Annotated in this window: 24 protein-coding genes; 8 read left to right on the top strand and 16 right to left on the bottom strand. The window is 66.0% G+C overall.

Annotation, left to right across the window (positions count from 1 at the left end; genetic code table 11):
• Positions 1–68: 68 nt before the first annotated feature.
• The 11 genes from GH266_RS18810 to GH266_RS18765 all read right to left on the bottom strand — a co-directional run bounded on the left by GH266_RS18810 (position 69) and on the right by GH266_RS18765 (position 11,099).
• Positions 69–812 carry a TlyA family RNA methyltransferase gene (locus GH266_RS18810; protein WP_158195189.1) on the bottom strand — a complete coding sequence of 248 codons (744 nt, stop codon included), beginning with the start codon at positions 810–812 and terminating at the stop codon, positions 69–71.
• Between the two features lie 3 nt (positions 813–815).
• Entirely contained in the window at positions 816–950 is a 135-nt protein-coding gene (locus GH266_RS23615; protein WP_266102347.1) for a hypothetical protein, read from the bottom strand.
• A gap of 26 nt (positions 951–976) precedes the next feature.
• A complete protein-coding gene (locus GH266_RS18805; protein WP_158195188.1) occupies positions 977–1,594 on the bottom strand; it encodes an SCO family protein in 618 nt (205 codons plus the stop codon).
• Between the two features lie 6 nt (positions 1,595–1,600).
• Positions 1,601–2,116 carry a copper chaperone PCu(A)C gene (locus GH266_RS18800; protein ID WP_158195187.1) on the bottom strand — a complete coding sequence of 172 codons (516 nt, stop codon included), beginning with the start codon at positions 2,114–2,116 and terminating at the stop codon, positions 1,601–1,603.
• A 105-nt stretch (positions 2,117–2,221) separates the two neighbouring features.
• On the bottom strand, positions 2,222–2,617 hold the full coding sequence (locus GH266_RS18795; protein ID WP_158195186.1) for a hypothetical protein: 396 nt from the start codon (positions 2,615–2,617) through the stop codon (positions 2,222–2,224).
• A 94-nt stretch (positions 2,618–2,711) separates the two neighbouring features.
• Complete coding sequence (locus GH266_RS18790) at positions 2,712–4,136, bottom strand: MFS transporter (protein WP_158195185.1); 1,425 nt, start codon at positions 4,134–4,136, stop codon at positions 2,712–2,714.
• Positions 4,137–4,381: 245 nt separating this feature from the next.
• Positions 4,382–6,301: a 1-deoxy-D-xylulose-5-phosphate synthase gene (dxs, locus tag GH266_RS18785; RefSeq protein ID WP_158195184.1), complete on the bottom strand. Its 1,920-nt coding sequence runs from the start codon at positions 6,299–6,301 to the stop codon at positions 4,382–4,384.
• 424 nt (positions 6,302–6,725) lie between these two features.
• The gene (gene ribB / locus GH266_RS18780; RefSeq protein WP_158195183.1) at positions 6,726–8,045 is read right to left on the bottom strand and encodes a 3,4-dihydroxy-2-butanone-4-phosphate synthase; all 1,320 of its coding nucleotides are present in this window, start codon (positions 8,043–8,045) and stop codon (positions 6,726–6,728) included.
• A gap of 68 nt (positions 8,046–8,113) precedes the next feature.
• Positions 8,114–9,199, bottom strand: a complete 1,086-nt coding sequence (aroC, locus tag GH266_RS18775) for a chorismate synthase (protein WP_158195182.1) — start codon at positions 9,197–9,199, stop codon at positions 8,114–8,116.
• 95 nt (positions 9,200–9,294) lie between these two features.
• Positions 9,295–10,557 carry a DUF3095 family protein gene (locus GH266_RS18770; RefSeq protein WP_158195181.1) on the bottom strand — a complete coding sequence of 421 codons (1,263 nt, stop codon included), beginning with the start codon at positions 10,555–10,557 and terminating at the stop codon, positions 9,295–9,297.
• Between the two features lie 83 nt (positions 10,558–10,640).
• Positions 10,641–11,099 carry a MarR family winged helix-turn-helix transcriptional regulator gene (locus GH266_RS18765; RefSeq protein WP_199270373.1) on the bottom strand — a complete coding sequence of 153 codons (459 nt, stop codon included), beginning with the start codon at positions 11,097–11,099 and terminating at the stop codon, positions 10,641–10,643.
• Between the two features lie 318 nt (positions 11,100–11,417).
• Here GH266_RS18765 and GH266_RS18760 point away from each other — a divergent pair, with 318 nt between their 5' ends.
• Positions 11,418–12,242, top strand: a complete 825-nt coding sequence (locus tag GH266_RS18760; RefSeq protein ID WP_158195180.1) for an alpha/beta fold hydrolase — start codon at positions 11,418–11,420, stop codon at positions 12,240–12,242.
• 307 nt (positions 12,243–12,549) lie between these two features.
• A complete protein-coding gene (locus GH266_RS18755; RefSeq protein ID WP_209001489.1) occupies positions 12,550–12,810 on the top strand; it encodes a DUF1344 domain-containing protein in 261 nt (86 codons plus the stop codon).
• A 13-nt stretch (positions 12,811–12,823) separates the two neighbouring features.
• Here the strand turns inward: GH266_RS18755 and GH266_RS18750 are convergent, their stop codons facing one another.
• The gene (locus tag GH266_RS18750) at positions 12,824–13,450 is read right to left on the bottom strand and encodes a histidine phosphatase family protein (protein WP_158195179.1); all 627 of its coding nucleotides are present in this window, start codon (positions 13,448–13,450) and stop codon (positions 12,824–12,826) included.
• A gap of 94 nt (positions 13,451–13,544) precedes the next feature.
• Positions 13,545–14,363 (bottom strand): enoyl-ACP reductase FabI, encoded by an 819-nt coding sequence (fabI, locus tag GH266_RS18745; protein ID WP_158195178.1) that lies wholly within the window; start codon positions 14,361–14,363, stop codon positions 13,545–13,547.
• Positions 14,364–14,586: 223 nt separating this feature from the next.
• Here fabI and GH266_RS18740 point away from each other — a divergent pair, with 223 nt between their 5' ends.
• Positions 14,587–16,011, top strand: a complete 1,425-nt coding sequence (locus tag GH266_RS18740; protein ID WP_158195177.1) for an FAD-binding oxidoreductase — start codon at positions 14,587–14,589, stop codon at positions 16,009–16,011.
• Between the two features lie 286 nt (positions 16,012–16,297).
• Here the strand turns inward: GH266_RS18740 and GH266_RS18735 are convergent, their stop codons facing one another.
• The gene (locus tag GH266_RS18735) at positions 16,298–17,065 is read right to left on the bottom strand and encodes an SOS response-associated peptidase (protein WP_158195176.1); all 768 of its coding nucleotides are present in this window, start codon (positions 17,063–17,065) and stop codon (positions 16,298–16,300) included.
• Positions 17,066–17,193: 128 nt separating this feature from the next.
• Between GH266_RS18735 and GH266_RS18730 the strand changes: the two genes are divergently transcribed.
• The 4 genes from GH266_RS18730 (at position 17,194) to GH266_RS18715 (ending at position 19,106) form a co-directional block, all read left to right on the top strand.
• Positions 17,194–17,700: a hypothetical protein gene (locus GH266_RS18730; RefSeq protein ID WP_158195175.1), complete on the top strand. Its 507-nt coding sequence runs from the start codon at positions 17,194–17,196 to the stop codon at positions 17,698–17,700.
• Between the two features lie 69 nt (positions 17,701–17,769).
• Positions 17,770–18,195, top strand: coding sequence for an NUDIX hydrolase (locus GH266_RS18725; protein WP_158195174.1), 426 nt, complete (start codon positions 17,770–17,772; stop codon positions 18,193–18,195).
• Between the two features lie 67 nt (positions 18,196–18,262).
• The gene (locus GH266_RS18720; RefSeq protein ID WP_244953719.1) at positions 18,263–18,691 is read left to right on the top strand and encodes a TIGR02301 family protein; all 429 of its coding nucleotides are present in this window, start codon (positions 18,263–18,265) and stop codon (positions 18,689–18,691) included.
• A 142-nt stretch (positions 18,692–18,833) separates the two neighbouring features.
• Positions 18,834–19,106, top strand: a complete 273-nt coding sequence (locus GH266_RS18715; RefSeq protein WP_120268737.1) for a hypothetical protein — start codon at positions 18,834–18,836, stop codon at positions 19,104–19,106.
• 28 nt (positions 19,107–19,134) lie between these two features.
• Here the strand turns inward: GH266_RS18715 and GH266_RS18710 are convergent, their stop codons facing one another.
• Complete coding sequence (locus GH266_RS18710; protein ID WP_199270372.1) at positions 19,135–19,749, bottom strand: LysE family translocator; 615 nt, start codon at positions 19,747–19,749, stop codon at positions 19,135–19,137.
• A 216-nt stretch (positions 19,750–19,965) separates the two neighbouring features.
• Here GH266_RS18710 and GH266_RS18705 point away from each other — a divergent pair, with 216 nt between their 5' ends.
• Entirely contained in the window at positions 19,966–20,652 is a 687-nt protein-coding gene (locus GH266_RS18705) for a hypothetical protein (protein ID WP_158195172.1), read from the top strand.
• Between the two features lie 83 nt (positions 20,653–20,735).
• Here GH266_RS18705 and GH266_RS18700 read toward each other — a convergent pair whose 3' ends face one another.
• A complete protein-coding gene (locus tag GH266_RS18700) occupies positions 20,736–21,998 on the bottom strand; it encodes a L,D-transpeptidase family protein (protein ID WP_158195171.1) in 1,263 nt (420 codons plus the stop codon).
• Positions 21,999–22,068 lie beyond the last annotated feature (70 nt).

The following is a 22,068-nucleotide window of genomic DNA, read 5'->3' as shown; positions in this document are numbered from 1 at the left end:
GCACCGGTTACTCTGCCGCCGATGCGCGCGCAAGCCGCGATGCGGGAGAGTGGCCAAAAGGAACGCGCTCAGCCGTCCTTGCGTGCGGCCAGCAGCCACTCGCGGTTGCCGTCGCCGCCGGCGATCGGCGAAGGTTCCAGGCCGAGGACGGACCAGCCAGGCTGACCGGCCAGCCAGCGTGCGAGATCGCGGGCGACCTCCTCGCCGACGTCAGGGGCCACGAGACCGCCCTTGCCGACCGCCTCGCGGCCCGCTTCGAATTGCGGCTTCACCAGAAACAGCCCGCATGCGCCCGGCGCCGCAAGGTCCAGTGCGGGCGGCAGCGCAAGGCGCAGGGAGATGAAGCTCATGTCGGAGACGACCGCGGCCGGGTTCTCGCCGTCCAGGTCGTCGAGCGTCAAGGCGCGGGCATTGATCCCGTCGCGCCTGACCACGCGCGGATCGCCCGCGATGGAGGCGTGCATCTGCCCGTGGCCGACATCGATGGCATGGACCTTGAGAGCGCCGGCCTCCAGCAGGACCTGCGTGAAGCCGCCGGTCGACGCGCCGAGATCGAGGGCAATCCGGCTGGAAACATCGAGGGAAAAATGCTCAAGCCCGGCCTTCAGCTTCAGCGCAGCGCGGGAAACGTAACCGCCGGCCGGATCGTCCACGTCGAGCCGGGCGCCTACGGCCACCTTCTGCCCCGGCTTGTCGACGGCCGTACCGTCGACCCGCACGTGCCCGCGCAGGATCGCGTCGCGGGCGCGGGCACGGCTTTCGACAAGCCCGCGCGCCACCAGAAGCTGATCCAGCCGCTCACGCTCCGCCATGGGTCAGAAGCAATTGGCAATGCCGGTGAGCAGCCGGTCGACATAGATGCGCTCGCCATACACCCACCACAGAGCGCCCGTCGCGACGAAGGCCGCCGCGAAGAACAGTCCGGCAGGAAGGAGCAAGTCGGAGCGCATCTTGAAGGTCCGGTTCACATCACGTGTCAGGAGGCATTATCGATCAGGCGGCGCAGTTTGGCCATGGCGTTTTCAGGGGCCTCGTCATAGGCGATCGTGCCGACGAACCGGTTGTCCTTGTCCATCAGGAAAACCGCTGCGGAATGGTCCATCGTGTAGTCGCCGTCATCCAGCGGCACACGGCGCGCATAGATGCGATACGCCTTGATCATTTCCTCGGTCTGCTCCGGCGTCCCCGTCAGCGGCCGGATGCGCTTGTCGAAGGCGGCGACATAGTCGCGCATGACCTCCGGCGTGTCGCGCTCGGGATCGACGGAGACGAAGGCGAAGTTCATCTTGTCGGCATCCGGGCCGAGCTGCTCGATCCACATCTGCGTTTCCGCAAGGGTGGTCGGGCAGACATCCGGACAGAAGGTGAATCCGAAGAAATAGGCCGACGGCTTGCCGCGGAAATCGGCATCGGTGACGAGCTTGCCGCTCGACGCATCGGTCATGGTGAAGGGACCGCCGATGCTGGCGAGAGGCGCTATCAGCCCCTCGCCTTCCGGCGCGACATATTGCTTGTAGCCGACGAAGCCCATGGCGCCGAGCAGGACGATCACCGCCGCCCAGGCGACGTAGCGAAGGATCTTCAGAGAGGACATTCCGGCTTACTCCTTCGCGCCTTGCTGGCCGTGGCCCATTCCGTGGCCGGCCATGCCCTTGGCCCCCATCTTCTCGACCGTGAGCGACACCTCGACCGCACCCGCCTTCTCGAAGGTAAGGGTAACGGGCACGCTCTCGCCTTCCTTCAAGGGACCGGCCAGTTCCAGGAACATCACGTGGTAGCTGCCCGGCTTCAGTTCGAGCGTTCCGCCCGCAGGCACCTCGATGCCGTCGGCCATCTCTCGCATCTTCATGACGCCGTCCTGGACGGCCATCTCGTGGATCTCCGTCCGGGTGGACACAGGCGAAGACGCGGAAACAAGGCGGTCGGCCTCGCCGGAATTGGCGATGGTGAGGAACCCGCCGCCGGCGCGTGCGCGCGGCGGGGTGGCGCGCGTCCAGGCTCCCGACAGGGTCAGGTTGCCGGCGGTCACGTCGGCGGCGAACGCCGGCAGGTTGAAGGCAGGCAGTGTGGCAGCCGCGATCAGCGCGGCAATGGCAAGCTTGGCAAGTCTGGTCATGTCATCGTCTCCCGATGGACGTGTAGCAGCTCCGTCCCGCAGCGACATGGACATGGCGCAAGGACGGTGGACATTGCCGGCAGGCGCAATTGGGGCGCTGCCGGATCAGGTCCTGGCGGGAGGCGGGCCGCGGATCGCGCCCGATCGGTGCGCGCGACCGGCACGTGCCGGCTCGCTGCCGGGTCGCAGCGGCTGGAGGCGGCTGACATACGAGGCATGCGCCGTCTCGGCGACGGAGGGCATGGTCACAGAGAGAAGCGAGCCGGAATGGGCGCAGACCGGCCCGCAGGGACAAAAGCCCGGCACATGATGCGAGGACTGCGAAACGGGCTGCGTTTCGGCATCGGCATCGGCACTGCCGAGGCACAACACCGACAGGGCCTCGCTCCCCTCGCCGCCGGCCTTTGCCAGAGTGAGCGGCATGGCCGCGAGCTGCAGCATGAGCGCGAGCGCGCAGGCCAGCACCAATGGCAGGGCCTCGCGGCGCAAGACGCCAAGCATGGTCGCGCTTCGGATCATGGCGCGACAATGCCCCATGCGGTGCCGCGGGTCGAGAGATGAGATGCCGCAGGCTCGGCCGATTGCGAGACCACGCTCAGTCCCGGCGCGAGCCGGCCTCGGTATCGCTCGCAGACTGCGGCGATGGAGAGGCAACCCCGTCTTCCTCCGCAGCGGGCTCATTGGCCGCGCTCGTCCAGAACTCCTCGCTGACCGGAGCGGACGCCTCCTCGGAACTCTCCTCGGTGATGTAGTCGTAGGCGGGGAACTCTTCCGGCGGAATGACCGAAGGATCTTCGAGATCGAGCGGCTCGGGGCTGAGCACCGTACCGACCTGTGCCGAGGCGGCGTAGTCGAAGTCCGTCTTTTCCTCGACCGTCGGGCCGGCCCTCTGGAACAGGCGGGACAGGATGTAAAGCCCCATCAAGGCCTGGATCACCGCGACCTGGAGGAACAGGCCCCAGGAGCCGACCGACTGCATCAGGTAGGACGCGGTAAGCGGACCGAAGGACGAGCCGATGCCGAAGGCGAGGTTCATGCCCGACGATGTCTCGACATAGTCGTTGCGGTCCGCGTGGTCGAAGGCGTGCGAGGCGGCGATCGCATAGGCCGGCTGGGTGGCGACGCCCGCCAGCAGCGCGAGCATGATCGCCATGGCCATGCCCTCGATGGGCACCGTCATGAAGATGATGCTGACCAGGACGGCCGAAGCGGCAAGACCGAGCAGCACGAGCCGGCGGTCGAGCCGGTCGGACAGGCGGCCGATGGGCCACTGCGTGATAGCCCCGGCGCCGACGAAGGCGGCCGCGAAATAGGCTGCCTGGCTGGTCGTCAGCCCGATCTGGATCGCATAGAGCGGTGCCAGCATCCACAGCGCGCCCTGCGTGACGCCGATCAGCAGCACCGCGACCAGCGCCGTCGGCGAGTTGCGGTAAAGCTTCACCGGCCGGAAGCGGACGACGGTGATCGGCGCCGGCTGGTTGGCCGTGGTCAGCGACACGGGAATGACGGCCAGGCTGACGGCAACCGACGCGATGGCGAAGGGCACGAAGGTGGTGAGGTCCATCACCGTCAGCGACAGCTGCCCGGTGGTCATCGCCGCATAGACCAGAACGATGTAGATCGACATGATCGTGCCGCGGTTCTCGTTGGACGCCTGCTCGTTCAGCCAGCTCTCGACGATCATGTAGAAACCGGCAAGGCAGAAGCCGGAGATGATGCGGATGGCGCTCCAGGACAGCGGGTCCACCATGATCGGGTGCAGGATGGCCGCCGCCGACATCAGCGAGACGAGCGCGGCGAACGCGCGGATATGCCCGGCGCGCATGATCACGTAAGGCGCGCCGAGGCAGCCGAGGACGAGGCCGAAGAAATAGCTCGACGACACAAGACCGACCTGCAGGTCGGAAAAGCCGGCCAAGGAACCGGCAAGCGGGATCAGCGTGCTCTGCAGACCATGGCCGATGACGAGCAGCGTAATCGCGATGAGAAGGGCCGATACAGGGGCCAGCACCTGCGCCATGGCTCGCTCTTTCCTGACTGTGCGGGACGGGCTGGCCCGGTCCGACCGTGGCGTTGCGGATGGTTCAAGCGGCGCGCAGCGCGCAGGTGCCCAACGCGTCCAGACCAAGGGCACGCGCAAAACGAGCGCGTGCCCGAACCTGGCGGGACCGTTTCAATATTCGCGCGGCAGTGTCAATGCGCGGGCAATGCATGGCGCCGCCCGCTCAGGGCATGGGTCGCAAACCCGGCTGCCCTGTGCCGGTTTCAGGCCAGCCGCGCGGCCGTTCCCGCATCCCGGCCCAGCGCCGCGAACACCGTCTGGAGAATGCCGCGGGTATCGAGGCCGGCCTCGGCATACATGCGCTCCGGCCGGTCGTGCTCGATGAAGCGATCCGGCAGACAGAGCGGCCGAACCTTGAGGCCGGCATCCAGGGCTCCGCGCTCGGCCAGCAGCTGCAGCACATGGGACCCGAAACCGCCGACCGAGCCTTCCTCGACCAGCACCAGAACCTCGTGCTCGCGGGCAAGCCGCATGACCAGATCCTCGTCGAGAGGCTTGGCGAAGCGCGCATCGGCAACGGTGGTCGACAGGCCAGCCGCGTCCAGCTCGTCCGCCGCAAGAAGGCACTCGCGCAGACGGCTGCCGAACGACAGCAGCGCCACCTTGGTGCCCTCGCGCAGCACCCGCCCCTTGCCGATCTGAAGCACCTGCCCGCGTTGCGGCAGGTCGATGCCGACGCCCTCGCCGCGCGGATAGCGGAAAGAGATCGGTCCCTCGTCATAGGCCGCGGCGGTCGCGACCATGTGGCGAAGCTCTGCCTCATCGCCGGCAGCCATCACGACGAACCCGGGCAGGCAGGCGAGATAGGCCGTGTCGAAACTGCCCGCATGCGTCGGACCGTCGGCGCCGACGAGGCCGGCGCGGTCGATGGGGAAGCGGACCGGCAGCCCCTGGATGGCGACGTCATGCACCACCTGGTCGTAGCCGCGCTGCAGGAAAGTGGAATAGATCGCACAGAACGGCTTGTAGCCTTCCGTTGCCATGCCGGCCGCGAAGGTCACCGCATGCTGCTCGGCGATGCCGACGTCGAAAGTGCGCTCCGGATAGGCTTCGCCGAACAGGTCCAGCCCCGTACCGTCGGGCATGGCGGCGGTAATGGCGACGATGCGCTCGTCGTGGCGCGCTTCCTCGACCAGGCTTTCGGCAAAGACGCGCGTGTAGCTGGGCGCGTTGGCCTTCGGCTTCGACTGTTCGCCGGTGATGACGTCGAACTTCGCCACCCCGTGATACTTGTCGGCGGAATTCTCGGCAGGCGCATAGCCCTTGCCCTTGCGGGTCACCACGTGGATCAGCACAGGGCCCTGATGGGTGTCGCGCACGTTCTTCAGCACGGGTAGCAGGTGATCGAGGTTATGGCCGTCGACCGGGCCGACATAATAGAAGCCGAGCTCCTCGAAGAGGGTCCCTCCGGTCCAGAAACCTCGGGCATATTCTTCCGCGCGGGCCGCCTTCTGCTGCAGGTGGCGCGGCAGGACCTTGGCCAGCTGTTTGGCCGCATCGCGCAGCGTGAGATAGGTACGCCCGGAGACGAGACGCGCCAGATAGGCGCTCATCGCCCCGACCGGCGGCGCGATGGACATGTCGTTGTCGTTGAGGATCACGATCAGCCGCGAATGCTGGGCGCCCGCGTTGTTCATCGCCTCATAGGCCATGCCGGCGGACATGGCACCGTCGCCGATCACCGCGATGATGTTGTTGGCGCGGCCATCGAGATCGCGCGCCACGGCCATGCCGAGCCCGGCGGAAATCGAGGTGGAGGAATGCGCGGCGCCGAAGGGATCGTAGTCGCTCTCCGAACGCTTGGTGAAACCGGACAGGCCACCGCCCTGGCGCAGGGTGCGGATTCGGTCGCGCCGGCCGGTCAGGATCTTGTGCGGGTAGCACTGGTGGCCGACATCCCAGATCAGCCGGTCGTCGGGCGTGTTGAACACGTAGTGGATCGCCGTGGTCAGCTCCACCACGCCGAGGCCCGCGCCCAGATGGCCGCCGGTGACCGAGACGGCGTCGATCACTTCCGCCCGCAGCTCGTCTGCAAGCTGGCGCAGCTCGCGCTCAGGAAGCTGGCGAAGGTCGCTCGGCGAACTGACGGTGTCGAGCAAAGGCGTTTCGGGGCGTTTGTACACGGAAGCGATCCCAGAGGTTCGACGCGAGACACGGGAGGTCGGAGCACTCCCGAACGTGTGGCGGCCATGCCGGTGAATACCACCATGTTCACATAGGGCGCAAATCCGCGCGGCGCACCCCCTCTTTGCGCTTGCCGCAAGGTCCGGCAACCACAAAGCTCAGACACCCCCATTCGAACAAGAACAATGCAACCTTGAGTAAATAAGACCCTGTAGGAATTTCTGATGCGACGGAAAAATATGACTTTTATCTAGCATTTAGGTGATGCAATGGGCCAAAAAAGATACTAAATACAGGTTGTGGTCGATGGGGCCACGTGCACAGTGATCGACTTGAGGCCGTGCCATTGGCACGGCCTCCTTTTTTGTGCGGCGGAGCAGATCTTGTCCCCTGCGTGGATGCGTCGCGGGCCAGTCGTGCCCCTCAGGCTTCGCGGATCTCGGTCGACTCGATGGCGATGCCGAAGCCTTCAAGGCCGACATAACGACGCTGGCGGGACGCAAGCAGGGTGATCGAGTTGACACCCAGATCCTTCAGGATCTGCGCGCCGAGACCGATTTCCCGCCACTGCTCCTCACGCGCCTGAGCCGAATGGTGCTCCTCCGCCTCTGCAGCCGCCAGATCCGTCCGTGCACGACGCGCCTGGCGCGCAACGCCGACCGAACCCTCGCGCAGATAGACCACGATACCGCGGCCGCGTGCGGCGAAGCTGCGCATCACGTCGTCCATCACCCGCGCATCCCCGAAGACGTCGTCGAGAACCGATTCCAACTGGAGGCGGACAGGCACGTTGCGACCATCGAGAATGTCACCGAAGACCACCGCAACATGGTGCATGGGGTCATAGGGCGTCGCGTAGGTGACCGCATAAGCCGGGCCTGCGATGGTCTCGATCGGCTGTTCGGCAATCCGCTCGACCAAGCGCTCCATGCGCTGGCGCCAGGCGATGAGATCGGCCACCGAAACGGACTTGAGATTGTGACGGGCGGCAAATTCGGCCACCTGGGGGCCGCGCTTGACCGTGCCGTCGTCGTTGACGAGCTCGGAGATCACGCCGACCTCCGGCAGGCCGGCAAGGCGGCAGAGATCGACGGCCGCCTCGGTATGGCCGGAGCGCATCAGCACGCCGCCCTCGCGAGCCACCAGCGGGAAGATGTGTCCGGGACGTGCAAAATCCGCCGCCCCTGCATTCGGATTGGCGAGGCCGCGCACGGTCGAGCACCGCTCCTCGGCGGAGATGCCGGTGGTGAGGCCGTGGCGATAGTCGACCGAAATGGTGAAGGCCGTCGACAGCGGCGCGTCATTGTCGGCGACCATCGGGTCGAGCCGCAGGCGGCGCGCATTGTCCCGGGTCATGGGAGCGCAGACGATGCCTGAGGTATGGCGAACCATGAAGGCCATCTGCTCCGGAGTGATGAGCGAGGCCGCGACGATCAGGTCGCCCTCGTTCTCCCGGTCGTCGTCATCGGTAACCACAAGCATTTCGCCGCGTTCGAAGGCGCGCAGCGCCTCCGCGACACGTGTCTGGGACATGTCCACGTTGGTAGATCCTTTCAAGCCGAGCAGGTCGTTCGGAGTGACCTCGCCGCCTGTGGCGGCAGCGATCCTTTCCGCGCTTTCACGCGAAACCCAAACGCCCGGGTCGTTGCACAGGGCGGTCACGGCCGCCGGCGACAGGCCGGCGCGGCGGGCAAAGGCCGACCGGGTTTCCTTGTTGAGGGTGAGCCAAGCATCTAGACGCATGCCAGCATGCTACCGCAGCGGATTTTCAGTAGCAATAAAAATGATCACAGATTTCAGCAATACTGAAATCAGCCGACCTGTCCGCGGTGACGCAGGTAGTGGTCGGCGATCACGCAGGCCAGCATGGCCTCGCCAACGGGCACGGCGCGAATGCCGACGCACGGGTCATGCCGCCCCTTGGTGCGCACGTCCACATCCTCGCCGGAGCGGGTGACGGAACGGCGCGGGGTCAGGATCGACGAGGTCGGCTTGACGGCAAAACGCGCGACCACCGGCTCGCCGGAGGAAATACCGCCGAGAATGCCGCCGGCATTGTTGGACAGGAAGACGGGACGTCCGTCGGCGCCGATGCGCATCTCGTCCGCATTCTCCTCGCCGGTCAGGGCTGCGGCGTCGAAGCCGTTGCCGATCTCCACCCCCTTCACCGCGTTGATCGACATCAGCGCAGCGGCGATCTCCTGGTCCAGCTTGCCATAGAGCGGAGCGCCAAGCCCCGCCGGCACGCCCTCGGCGACCACTTCCACCACCGCGCCGACGGAGGACCCGTCCTTGCGGATCTGGTCGAGATATTCGGACCAGCGCGCGGCCGTCGTCGCATCGGGGCAGAAGAAGGGGTTGTTGCCGATCTCGTCCCAGTCCCAGCGGCTGCGGTCGACCTTGTGCGGCCCGACCTGAACCAGCGCGCCGCGCACGAGAAGACCGGGGACCACCTTCCGGGCAATGGCGCCCGCAGCGACGCGCGCAGCCGTTTCGCGGGCGGACGAGCGCCCGCCGCCGCGATAGTCGCGGATGCCGTATTTGGCGTCATAGGTGAAATCGGCATGGCCGGGACGATAGCTCTCGCGGATCTCGGAATAGTCCTTCGAGCGCTGGTCCGTGTTCTCGATCATCAGCGAGATCGGCGTCCCGGTGGTGCGCTGCACGCCATGGTCGTCGCTCATCACGCCGGAGAGAATGCGCACCGCATCGGCCTCGCGCCGCTGGGTCGTGTACTTCGACTGGCCGGGCTTGCGCTTGTCGAGGAAGGCCTGGATTTCCGCCTCGGTCAGCTCGATCCGCGGCGGGCATCCGTCGACGACGCAGCCGAGCGCCGGGCCGTGGCTTTCGCCCCAGGTGGTGACGCGGAAAAGGTGACCGAAGGTATTGTGCGACATCTGCGTGATCCGGAACATGGCCGACAAGCGGGTTGGCACAGGTCTTCTAAAGCGCCGCGCCGCAGAGGGAAACCGCAAAAGCGACCGGGACCGGATCAGGCGGTCGCACTTCCCGCCGTTCCAACGGCAAGTCTCTGCTTCAAGTCCTGGGCCGCGCGCGCATAACCGCCATCCGCGCCGTCGATGAAATGGATATGTCGATTGTCCTCCAGGCTGAAGACGAGGCAGGTCATCAGCGCTTCGTTGGAGACGTGCAGACCGTAGGAGAGGCGCCCGCCAGCCTCCTCGCGGGCGAGATACGCCGTCAGCGCCGCCAGTTCGCGCGAGTCGAGATCCAGTACCAGACGCAGCGTGTCGTCGAACTTGCGGAAGTCGGTATTGAGTGCGACCTGGTGCAGATAGCGCTCGGCCTCGAAAGGTCCGACCCGGCGCCCCGTGGCAACGCCGAAGACAAAAGCGGCGCAGGCCGCCAGCCCAGCCAGGTAGGTCCGCCAGCGCCCCTTCTTCCAGCCGACCATCCGCGCTTCCAGTTTCAGCCCGGCCGGCGGAAAGCGGAACCGCAACGAACTGCGCCGCACCGGCGCGCTGGCGGGATCCGCCCCCGTCAGGTCGATGCCGAGCATTCCGCGAAGATCCTCCAGGATCCCGCTCAACTCCTCCACCCGGCCGCTGGCGGGCCTCAGGAGCAGGGTCGCCATACGGCCGCGGCGCGCCGGCAACGGCTCCCAGCGGCAGGACAGGCCGTCCAGCGGCGCAGCCTCCACCACATCCGGCTCGGCGAGGCGGTAGGGTTCCACACGGTCCTCGTCCTTGAGGATCGTCTCCGCCAGCTCGATGCCGCCGCCAGAAAACATCGCGAGATTGTTGCCCCGGCTGAGCTCGAACTTCGCGACCCGCAAATCCGCGCCCGCCTTGCGCAACGCCGCAACCGGGATGGCTGCGACGCGAAGCCGAAGACCGCTGGTCTCGCGCGCCATCACGCGAACGGACACGAGTGCACGGCTGGCAGCATCCACCAGGCCCGGCGGCACCGCGACCAGCGCCCCGTCGCCACCGAATACGAACGGAAGGTCGGCACGCCCTGCCACGTTCAGCACGGCGGCAACCGCTGCCGCCGCTACCATGTTGACGTCCTTGTAGCGACCTTCAGCGATCGCATCGCGCGAGCGCACGATATCGGATGCCAGCAGCGTCCAGTCCTCGGGCAAGGGAGCAAAGGCTGCTGCATCGCTGACCTTTGCGAAGTCGCTGAACACCGGCAGGGACTGGTAGAAGAGCTCGCTTTCCGCACTCACATCCGTCATGGCACCACCGTTCCGCCCCGCACGCAGTGTCCGCCAGCCGCGCAAGGCGTGCAAGGCGACGTCTCCACCACGCCGGCGATAGCGCGGGCAGACCTGAAACCTGTAGGAAAAGACCAGGGCCGGCAGGCAAACGCCCGTCAGGCTTCCAGCAAGCGCAACCGCAACCCGTTGAGCCGTCGCGAGAGATCCTTCAACTCGTCGGGATCCAGATCGACGGCCGCGGCGATGCACTCCGGCACCGAGCGGGCGACCTGCTCCAGTTCGCGGCCCTTTGCCGTCAGTTGGACCCGCACGACGCGCTCATCCTCGGCATCGCGCGAGCGGCGAATGAAGCCGAGCACCTCCAGCCGCTTGAGGAGCGGTGTCAGGGTGTTGGACTCAAGGTCCATGTGCCGGCCGATATCCTTCACCATCCGGTTGTCGGCCTGCCACAGCAGCATCATGACCAGGTATTGCGGATAGGTCAGGCCCAGGTCGGCAAGCGCCTTGCGATACAGGTGATTGAACGCATGCGACGCCGCATAGACGGAAAAGCACAGCATCTCCTCCGGCAAGCCGCAGGTCGCATCGTCGTCAGTTGTCTTTTCGGGCGCCATATCCGCTCTCCTTGTGCATGTCGCCCATATAAGTCGTGCGCGATCATATCGCAACCTCCCATCAATAATAAAAATCGTACACGATTTAATCGATAGCGATTGACATCCTCTTCAGGCATCGGTTACACAACAACTCGTCAGCGATTAAATCGCTCACGATCAAAATGGATGGACCCCATGACGAACTCGAGCTCACGCTTCCAGCTTACGCGTCGCAACGCTCTGATCGGCGGCGGCGCGCTCGGCATCGGCCTCACCCTTCTTCCCAACCTGGGTTTGCCCCTAGCCGCACAGGCCGCAGAACACGGAGACATGATCATGACCACCTTCACCACCAGCGACGGCGCCGAGATCTTCTACAAGGACTGGGGCTCGGGTCAGCCCATCGTCTTCTCCCATGGCTGGCCGCTGTCGGGCGATGCCTGGGACGCGCAGATGCTGTTCTTCGGCATGAACGGCTACCGGGTCATCGCCCATGACCGGCGCGGCCACGGCCGTTCCTCCCAGCCCTGGGACGGCAACAACATGGACCGCTACGCCGATGATCTGGCCGAGCTGATCGAGCATCTCGACCTCAAGGATGCGATCCTGATCGGCCATTCCACCGGCGGCGGCGAGGTCGCCCACTATGTCGGCCGCCACGGCAACGACAGGATCGCCAGACTGGTCCTGGTCGGCGCCATTCCGCCGCTGATGCTGCAGACCGCAGACAATCCCGATGGCGTCCCGATGGAGGTGTTCGACGACATCCGCCGGGGGACTTCGCTCGACCGCTCGCAGTTCTACAAGGACATCACCACGCCCTTCTACGGCTTCAACCGCGAGGGCGTCGCGAACAACCAGGGCCTGCGCGACAGCTTCTGGCTGCAGGGCATGGCCGGCGGCATCAAGGGGCAGTACGACTGCATCCGCGAGTTCTCGGAAATCGACTATACGGACGACCTGAGGGCAATCGACAGGCCGACCCTGATCATCCATGGCGACGACGACCAGCTCGTCCCGATCAAGGCAACGGCCTACCGCGCGGCGAAGATCGTGCGGGATGCGACGCTGAAGGTCTATCCGGGCGGAGGCCACGGCCTTGCCCAGCTTCAGGCGGAACAGTTCAACGCCGACGTTCTGGACTTCATCCGCGGGGCCTGACCCCCTCGCCCAGCGATCAGGCACAGGGCCGCCGGTTGGCGGCCCTGACCCTTTTCAGGCAAGGAACCACGAGAGCCGCATGCCGCCATCGAAAGGCCACGCTTGACCCTTACCACCCGCTCCGTTCGCCGGTCGCATCCAGGTCCGGGCGCAGCCGTCGGCCCCATGGCAGACCGTGCCTCGCCGCCCAACCCCCCGATGAACCAGCAACTTCCATCCGCGCTTCTGCCGATCCCCACTTGACGCCGGAGCCCGGGTTTTGTTCGATCCTGCTCCGAGCCAAACGGGCGGCTCCACGGAGAACACGATGAAACGCATGCTGCAGATGACCCTTGCCGCCATCATGCTGTCGCTGGCTGGAACCGCAGCCGCGCTGGCAGGCGAGGTTGAGGCGACGATCGTCGAGATCCGCCCGGATGCTTCGGTGATGATCCTGTCCGACGGCCAGACCTACGCGATTCCGGTCGACTTCTTCGTCGACGACCTGAAGCCGGGCATGCGTGTGCTGGTGTTCTACGACGAGTCCACCAGCAATCGCATGCTGACCGACGTCCAGGTCCTGGACTGATCGCCTCAGGCGGTCAGACCCACGCCAGTTCCCCATCTTTCCAGACGAGGAAGCGATCCTGAGGTGTGTCGAGCGTCGGAATCTCCGGCTGCGGCACCGACAGGAAGCGCCCCTGCAGCACGCGCATCACGCCGCCGTGGGAGACCACGACGGCGGGGCGCGTGACCGTCGCCAGCCAGGCATCGATGCGGCTCGCCAGCATGCGATAGCTCTCGCCTTCCGGGGGCACGAAGCCCCACTTGTCGGCCTTTCTGGCGGCGGTCAGGTCCGGAGCGCGCTCCGCCAGTTCCGGAATGGTATAGCCTTCCCAGGCGCCGAAGGTGATTTCCCGCAGCCGCTCGTCGCGCTGGCAAAGATCCGCCGACAGGCCGAGCTCCCCGCAGACCAGTTCCATCGTCTCGACCGCCCGCGACAGGGGGGAGACGAAATAGGAGAGATCCTCGAGGGCGATGCCGTTTTCCTTCAGGTAGTCCCGAAGGGCGGCGCCGTTGCGCCTGGCCTGGCCGCGGCCCGTATCGTTGAGCGGGATGTCCCGCTGGCCCTGCATGCGGCCTTCGGCGTTCCAGTCCGTCTGCCCATGGCGGATGAAGACCAGGAAGGGGGGAAAGAAGCGGGACGCGCCCGCACCGGCATTGCTCATCATACCTCCGAAGTCGCGATGCGACGGCGAACGGCCGCCCGCCCCCCGGCAGGCCCCGCCGCATTGCGGCACTCTTGCGATTGTTCGGAAAAGGTCAGTCCTTGACCACCGAGATGTCGGGGGCGTCCACCGACTTCATGCCGACAACGTGGTAGCCGCAGTCGACATGCTGGATTTCTCCGGTCACGCCGCGGCCGAGATCGGACAGCAGGAACAGGGCGGCGTCGCCGACTTCCTCGATCGTGACGGTACGGCGCAGCGGCGAGTTGTACTCGTTCCACTTGAGGATGTAGCGGAAGTCGCCGATGCCCGAGGCGGCAAGCGTCTTGATCGGGCCGGCGGAGATGGCGTTGACGCGGATGGCGGCCTTGCCCAGGTCGACCGCGAGGTAGCGCACGCTGGCCTCGAGCGCGGCCTTGGCAACGCCCATGACGTTGTAATGCGGCATGACCTTCTCGGCACCGTAATAGGTGAGGGTCAGCATGGAGCCGCCTTCGGTCATCAGCTTCTCGGCGCGCTGTGCGACGGACGTGAAGGAATAGCAGGAGATCTGCATCGTGTTGCGGAAGTTGTCGGCGGACGTGTCGACATAGCGGCCGGTCAGCTCATCCTTGTCGGAGAAGGCCACCGCATGGACGAGAAAGTCGATCTTGCCCCACATCTCCTCGATACGGGCGAAGACGGCATCGATGGTGGACTCGTCCAGCACATCGCAGTGGCCGACGACCTGCGCACCGAGTTCGCCGGCCAGCGGCTCTACGCGCTTTCGCAGCGCATCGCCCTGATAAGTCAGCGCGATTTCGGCTCCCGCATCGGCGAGCGCCTTGGCGATCCCCCAAGCGATGGACCGATTGTTCGCGACACCCATGATAAGGCCGCGCTTCCCAGCCATCAGTCCCTGCGTCATCGCCATGCTCACGTCTCCAGCAAGTCCATACACGCGTCGGTCGCCACACGGGCCGAACGCCAACCGCCCCGCACCGCAACCGGCAGTCCGGGACGGTTCCTATGGCACAGCCCCCCAACCGCATCAAGCCACTGGCAACCGCCTGTCCCGCGTCGACTGCACCGCAAAATGTGATATGCGTGACCGCCGGAATTTCCGCACTCCCCGTTTCCATCACGCCGGTCCAGCCATGCTCGAATCAAGCCTCCTCTCCCCGCTCGTCGATATCGTCGGACCGCGCAACGCGCTGACCGACCCTGCCGACATGGCCCCCTACCTGCGCGAGTGGCGTGACCTGTACCAGGGCCAGACCCCTCTCGTGCTGCGCCCCGGCAGCCGCGAGGAGGTGTCCGCGATCCTCGCCCATGCCGACCGGACAGGCCTCAAGATCGTGCCGCAGGGCGGCAATACGGGACTGGTCGGCGGACAAATTCCCAATGATTCCGCTAGGGAAATCGTGCTTAGCCTGAGCCGGCTCAATCGCATCCGCGAGGTCGACGCGCAGGGCTACACGATGACCGTGGAGGCCGGCTGCACGCTGCAGGCGATCCATGATGCGGCCGACGAGGTGGAGCGTCTGTTTCCCCTGACGCTGGGTTCGCAGGGGTCCTGCCAGATCGGCGGCAACATCGCCACCAATGCCGGCGGCACCGCCGTGCTCGCCTATGGCAACACCCGCGATCTCGTCCTCGGACTGGAAGTCGTGCTCCCCGACGGGCGCGTCGTGGAGGGCCTGAGGGGCCTGCGCAAGGACAATACCGGTTACGATCTGAAACAATTATTTATCGGTTCGGAGGGCACGCTGGGCATCATCACGGCGGCCGTCCTGAAGCTTTATCCACGGCCCCGGGCACAGGACGTCGCCTTTGTCGGCCTGGCCTCGCCGGAAGACGCATTGGAGCTGTTCACCCGCGCCCGTGCACGCGCCGGCGCCATGTTGACCGGGTTCGAGCTGATGCCTCGCGTCGGCTTGGACTTTTCCGTCCGTCATCTCGCCGGTGCCCGCGACCCGCTGCAGGCGCCTTCTCCCTGGTATGTCCTGATGGAGCTCTCCTCCGGCACGGAAGGCGAGGAGGGCGAGAACCCAACACGCAGCCTGATGGAGACCATTCTCGGCGAGGCCTATGAAGCCGGGCTGGTCGAGGATGCCGCACTTGCCGAATCAGTCGCTCAGGCCGCCGCCTTCTGGCACCTGCGGCACGGCATGTCCGAGGTGCAGCGCGAAGAAGGCGGCTCGATCAAGCACGACGTGTCCGTGCCGGTCGCCAGCGTTCCCGCCTTCCTGGCCGAGGCGATCGCGGCCGTCGAGGCCATGGTGCCGGAGTGCCGGCCCGTCCCCTTCGGCCACATGGGCGATGGCAACATCCACTTCAACGTCAGCCAGCCCGTGGGCGCCGACAAGGCGGCCTTTCTCGCTCGCTGGGACGAGATGAACGCACTCGTCCACGGCATCGTGCTGAAATACGGCGGGTCGATTTCGGCCGAGCACGGCATCGGCCGGCTGAAGCGGGATCTTCTCGGCGAGGTCAAGAGCCCGGTCGAGATGGACCTGATGCGCCGGATCAAGGCCGCGTTCGACCCCAACAACACGCTCAATCCCGGCCGCGTCCTCTAGGTCGTGGACTCATAATTGTGCCGGAAACGGCGTCCGTTCGGGCAATGATATGCTAGGAGGAGCGCGATGGCCGGGGCAGGTTCCCCGGCCGAGCGATCCGACGCCGCAGATCGAAGCTCGAACGGCGCCCTTTGGGTATGCCGGAACTCGCCGGCAACAGCGTCGCAAGTCCTTGAAAACCTGATGGTTTCCTGCGGCCTTGCTCCTTGTATCCGATCGGGTTCGGGCATACCGTTTCTCGCCAGAATTATGAGTTCACGACCTAGGCTCGCGGCCTCCAGGATATTCAGAAGAGATCGAGCTGGCCGGCATCGCGTCCGGCCGGCTTGCTCTGCGGCGTCGCGGTCGAAACCGCTTCGGGCGGCGTGTCTTGCAGCGCCACCGGCTCGGTGAGCGTCTCGTCGTCATCGCGCGCCGAGTTGACCCGCTGGGATACCGGAACGGCTTCGAAGAAGTCCTCCGGGGCAGGCCGCAGCAGGGCGACCGCCTCCTTCACCGATGTGCCGCCGACGTCGAGCCAGGTGTCGAAATCCTCCTGGGCGATGACCGCGGGCATACGGTGGTGGATCGGCGCGAGCGCTGCGTTGGCCGGAACGGTGAGCAGGGCTCCCGTCTCGATCTCGCCGCCATCGGGATCGCACCATTCCTCCCAAAGACCGGCGAGCGCCACCATCCGGCCGTCGCGCGGCCGGATGTACCACGGCTGCTTCGACCCGTCGGACGGGCGATGCCACTCGTAATAGCCGCTGGCGGGAACGAGGCAGCGGCGATGGCGGATTGCGCCCCTGAAGGACGGCTTCTCGGCGACCGTCTCGGCCCTTGCATTGATCAGCAGGGAAAAGGCGGAAGGGTCCTTCACCCATCCCGGCACCAGCCCCCAGCGGACCAGCGCGAAGCGCCGCGCCCCATGGGCATGGCGGATCGTCGCGATGGGCTGGGTCGGCGCAATGTTGAAGCGCGGCGGCATGCCTTCGGCACCTGGAGCTTCACCCAGATACCCGAAGACATTTCGCAGCTCCTCCGCGGAGGCTTTCAGGGCGAAACGGCCGCACATGAAGTCCAGTCCTTCCTGGCCTGCAGTCCGGCAACGGGCCGCAGGCTTGTTATGGTATTCGCGCAATTAGGCAAATTGAAACCCGACGCAGTTAAAACGACGGAGACTGGATCGTCAAAGGACGTCAAATGACCCTCGCGGTACCGACATTGGGAGAAGGGCATCTTTCGGCCGACAGGCTCGTTGCGGCGAATATCAATCCCCGCACCGGCCTTGCGACCGACTACCTCAACCATTTCAACGAGGTGGTCATGCTGCTCGAGATGCTCCCCGACATGCCGGATTGCGTGGAAGACGTCCTGGACTGGCAGCCGCTCAGCTACGAACAGCATTTCGAGGCATCGAACTTCGCCGAGAAGCACCTTGCGGTCGAGGCCTTTCGCGCAGCTCCTGCGGCCGTGCGCAAGGCCTTGAAGGATGTGGTGGCGACGCTCGACACCGCTGTTTGCGAGAAGCAGGGGCGCCTGCGCGAAAGCGACGACATCGCGGCCGTCGCACCGGTCATCGCCCTGCAGACGGTTGAGGAAGTCAAGCCGCTGATCGCCACCGCCAGCGCGATCATCCATGGCCATCTGGACCCGGCGAGCGGCACCGAGACCGACTCGCAAGCCTCCATCGACGCGCTGTTCGCGTAGTCCGTTCCGCTGCTTATCCATCTTGCCGGCCCATCTTGCTGTATCGCCGCGCCGTGGCATGCTTCGGTCATGAGCGATTCGAACCATCCCCGCCTCGGCGTCAGCGTTTTCCTCCGGCACGAAGACAAGGTCCTGCTGGTGAAGCGCGGCAAGGAGCCCTTCGCCGGATATTGGAGCCTGCCCGGCGGGTCGGTGGAATTCGGGGAGAGGCTGCGCGAGGGCGCAGCGCGCGAACTCTTCGAGGAGACAGGCCTGTCTGCCCGGCTCGAGCCGGCCCCGGCGGAACTCGTCGAGCTGGTGCCCCAGGACCACGCGCCGGGACGGCACTTCGTGATAGCGGTGTTCCGGGCGAGCCATCCGCAAGGCACGCTCCAGCCGGGCGACGACGCGGCCGACGCCGCCTTCTTCGAGCCCGGAGCCTTCGCCGATCTCACCATGACGCCGGGCACGGCGGCCCGCCTCTTGCGCCTGATCGGCGATGCCTCGGCATCATGACCGCGCAGTGCCGGGGCAGGCTCCCCTCCCCTTGCGGAACGGCACCAGACGGCGCATCTTGCCGGCCATGAAACGCCCGCTCCGCCTGCCCTTCCCTCAGATGCGCCTGATCCCGCTTGCCGCGCTGCTCGCTTTCGCCGTGCTTGCCGCACAGGTTGCGCCGGGCGCTGCGCAGGTGCCCGCGCGGGTGGAGGACCCGCCCTACGAGGCGGAGTTGATGCGGCTGTCGGAGATCCTCGGCGCACTCCACTACCTCCGCCCGCTCTGCGGCTCGCCCGATGGCACCGTCTGGCGCGACGAGATGGAGGCTCTGCTGGATGCGGAAGTTCAGGACGATGAACGCCGGCGTCGCTTCATCGAACGCTTCAACCAGGGTTATCGCGGGTTCTCCTCTGTCTACGTCAAATGCACGCCGGCAGCAGAGGCGGCACTTGCCCGCTATATCGAGGAAGGCGGCGCGCTGATCCGCAACGTCACCACCCGCTACAACCGTTGAAATCCTGAAGCGGCGTTAACCATATTCTTCGGAATTTAGCGAAGGTTTTAAGCTTTTCTTTACGGTCCTGCCACGACTCACGCACAGTGAGGGCTGCACGACGCCTCGACCGGACGCGTCGACAGGAAATCAGGCAGCCCTTATGCACGACAGCGAAAACACCGAAACCGAGTTCGATGAAGGCCCGGTCACCGATCAGGACATCCGGCGGATGGCCCTCGGCTACATCGATCACGCGTTTGCGGAGGCCGTCGCCGATGGTCTCGATTCTGCGGCTGTCGCCCATGCGGCACTGTTCACCGCCTTTGTCGACCTGGTGACCACCTATGGCGAGGAAGCGGTCGCGCAGCTTGCCGAGGGCCTGCCGGAGCGGGTCCGCCGCGGTGACTACACGCTGTTCAAGCCCATGCATTGACGGTTCTGAGGACCCGCTAGAGGCGCCCTCACAAAAGGTAGAGATGGGCGAAGATCGCCAGGCCGAAGGCGCAGAGCGCCCCGCCGGCAACCCGGTTGATCCACAATAGCCAGGTGTCGTTCATCCTTTCGCGCAGGTGCGAAACGAGCGACGCCAGCAGGATCCACCAGACCAGCGCACCGGTCAGCACACCGAGCACCAGCGTGGCGGCGCCGATATAGTTGCCCGGATCCGGCGCCCATTCGCCGAGACTGCCGAAGATCGCCAGAAACCCGAGCACCACGCCCGGATTGGTGGCGGTCATCGCGAATCCGCCGACCAGGCCGGACATCAGCCCCTGCGGGGCCTCGTCGCCGGCCTCGAAATGCGGCCGTGTCATCAGGATGCGCAGACCGAAGAGGATCACCAGCACGCCGCCGACCGACTGGATGATCCGGCTGTGCTGATCGACGAAATCGGAGACCACGGTCACGCCGAAGGCCGCAAAGGTCGCATAGAGCCCGTCCGCGAGCATGGCGCCGAAACCGGCACACAGGCCCGGCAACAGCCCGGAGCGAAACGCGCGCTGGATGACCGCGATATTCACGGGACCGACCGGCGCACTGGTGGCGACACCAATGCCCAGCCCGATGAAAAAGAACAACGGTTCCTGCAAAAGCTCCCGACCCCCTGCCAGCGGACAGCCCCGCAGCCTGCTCTCGCTCATCCCTAACCAACAGCACCGGCAAGCTCAACCGTTCGCGCCGAACCGGCCGGGGACAGAGCGCAATCCTTGATCGACAAGGCGTGATTTCCCCCACTCCCTGCTTGGTATAGGGTCTGCCGACGAGAGCCCGCCCCGACAAGAGGAATGATCGACATGCACGCTGGTCCGGCCCTTGCCGCCCTTCTGCTCACAGTTGCGCTCAACACGTCTGCCAGTGCGGAAGCGGCAACCGTGCGGACGGAGCGGATCCAGGTGACGCCGACCGAAGCGCCGGCGGAGACAACCCAGATCCCGTCCGACGCGCTGGAGGCTCCGGCCGCCGCTCCGGAACCGGGCACCGCCGCCTCGGGCGCCTATGGCGTACAGCCTCTCCACCTTCCGGAAGTGAAATACGGCGATGCCGACCTGCCCAAGGCTGTGGCCCGCACACGCGCCCAACTGCTGGAGGCAGCGCATGCCGGAGACCTCGACCGCTTCCGCATGGTGCTGGAGGGCAACGAGATGATGCCCACGCTCTCTTTCGGCGAGACGGGTGACCCGATCGAGTTCATCAAGTCAAGTTCCGGCGACGGAGAGGGCCTGGAGGTGATGGCGATCCTGACCGAGTTGCTGGAGACCGGCTATGTCCATGTCGACAAGGGGACGGCGCAGGAAATGTATATCTGGCCGTATTTCTCGCGCATTCCGCTCGCCCGGCTGACCAAGGAACAGAAGGTGGAGATGTACCGCGTCGTCACGTCCGGCGACATGGCCGACATGGAGGCGACCGGCGCCTGGACCTTCTACCGTGTCGGCATCGGTCCGGACGGCACGCTGCACTATTTCGTCGCCGGCGATTGATCGCCCGGCATCCCGGGCAAGCAACGAAAAGCGGCGGAGGGCATCCCTCCGCCGCTTTTCGTTTGCCCGATGAGCCTTGAGACTTACTGGCGCGTCATCACCACGAAGTCGGTTCCGAGCCCCGAATGCAGGCGGAACGGACGGTCGGTGACCACAAGCGACGAGCCGAGGGCAAGGTTTTCCTCCACGAAGGCGCGTGCATCCGGCGTCCATTCGATCCGGTCGAGGATGGTCTCCGGCGAGCGGTTCTCCGCTTCGTCCGCCACAACCGTCATCCAGCGAGGGTCGGCGCCGGGCGCAAGGCCGGCAATGGCGGTGAACAGATGGGTGCCGAGCGGCTGGTCGGGATCCTTCAGCACCACATTGGCCGAATAGACCTCCTTGAAGTTCCGCCGCACATAGAGCCGGCCGGTCGCCGGCCCCGCCTCTCCCGCTTCGGCGTAGAGCGCGCGCAGCACGAGATCGGTCGGCTCGCCGGTCACCGGCAGTTCGGCCCCTTCCTGGAACAGGCGGATCGCCGCACGGGTCTTGCGCCCCATCACTCCGTCGACCGGACCCGGGTCGTAGCCGAGCTGGTCGAGAACCCGCTGCATGTCGCGCAGTCGCTCCTGGGCGGAGGTCGGCGTCACGAGGATGCGCAGCGGCTGGGACGGCAGCTTCAGGGTCGGCTCGGTCGGGCCGATGGATCCGACGGTGCCCGCATCGCCGTCCGTCACGGCACCTGGCAGGCCCGGTCGCAACTCGGCCGCGAGGCTCGCGACCTCCGTCTCCGGAAGGCGCAGGGCCGGCAGCGCCGCATGGGTGACGGCGCGGGGCTCGGCCCGCTTGCGCGTCACGATCACATGGGCGCCGCGATCGGTCATCGAGAAGAGCTGCTGCGCGAAGCCGCGCGGCATGCGGATGCACCCGTGCGAGGCCGGATAGTTCGGCACGACACCCTCGTGCAGGGCGATGCCCGACCAGGTCAGGCGCTGCATGTAGGGCATCGGCGCATTGTTGTAGAGGTTCGAGAAGTGGCGCCGCCGCTTCTCCAGGATGCTGAAGACGCCGGTCGGCGTGCCATGCCCGCGCTTGCCCGACGAGATGCGTGTGGTCTCGATCAGCTTCGTGCCGCGATAGACCTCCAGCTTCTGCTCGTCCAGCGATACCAGGATCTGCAGGGGCATGTCCGGATCGTCGGCCTCGGCCACCAGGCTCGCGCCGGCGATCGGGGTCATCGGTGCCGGATCGCGGGCGACCGCTCCGCTGCCGCCCATCGTCAGCGTGCCGGCCGCGATCAGCAATGCGGCAAGGGCGGACGGAAACCGGCCGGCGCCAGGGAATGTCTCGCGGGAAATCTCGATCATTCGAACAACCTTCGCAGTCTCACGGATGCGGCTTGAGCGCAATCTAGCGCAAAGCCGTAAATCCCTCGTT

The organism is Stappia indica (assembly GCF_009789575.1).
Taxonomy (GTDB): Bacteria; Pseudomonadota; Alphaproteobacteria; order Rhizobiales; family Stappiaceae; genus Stappia; species Stappia indica_A.
This window is presented reverse-complemented; position numbering and strand designations above follow the sequence as displayed.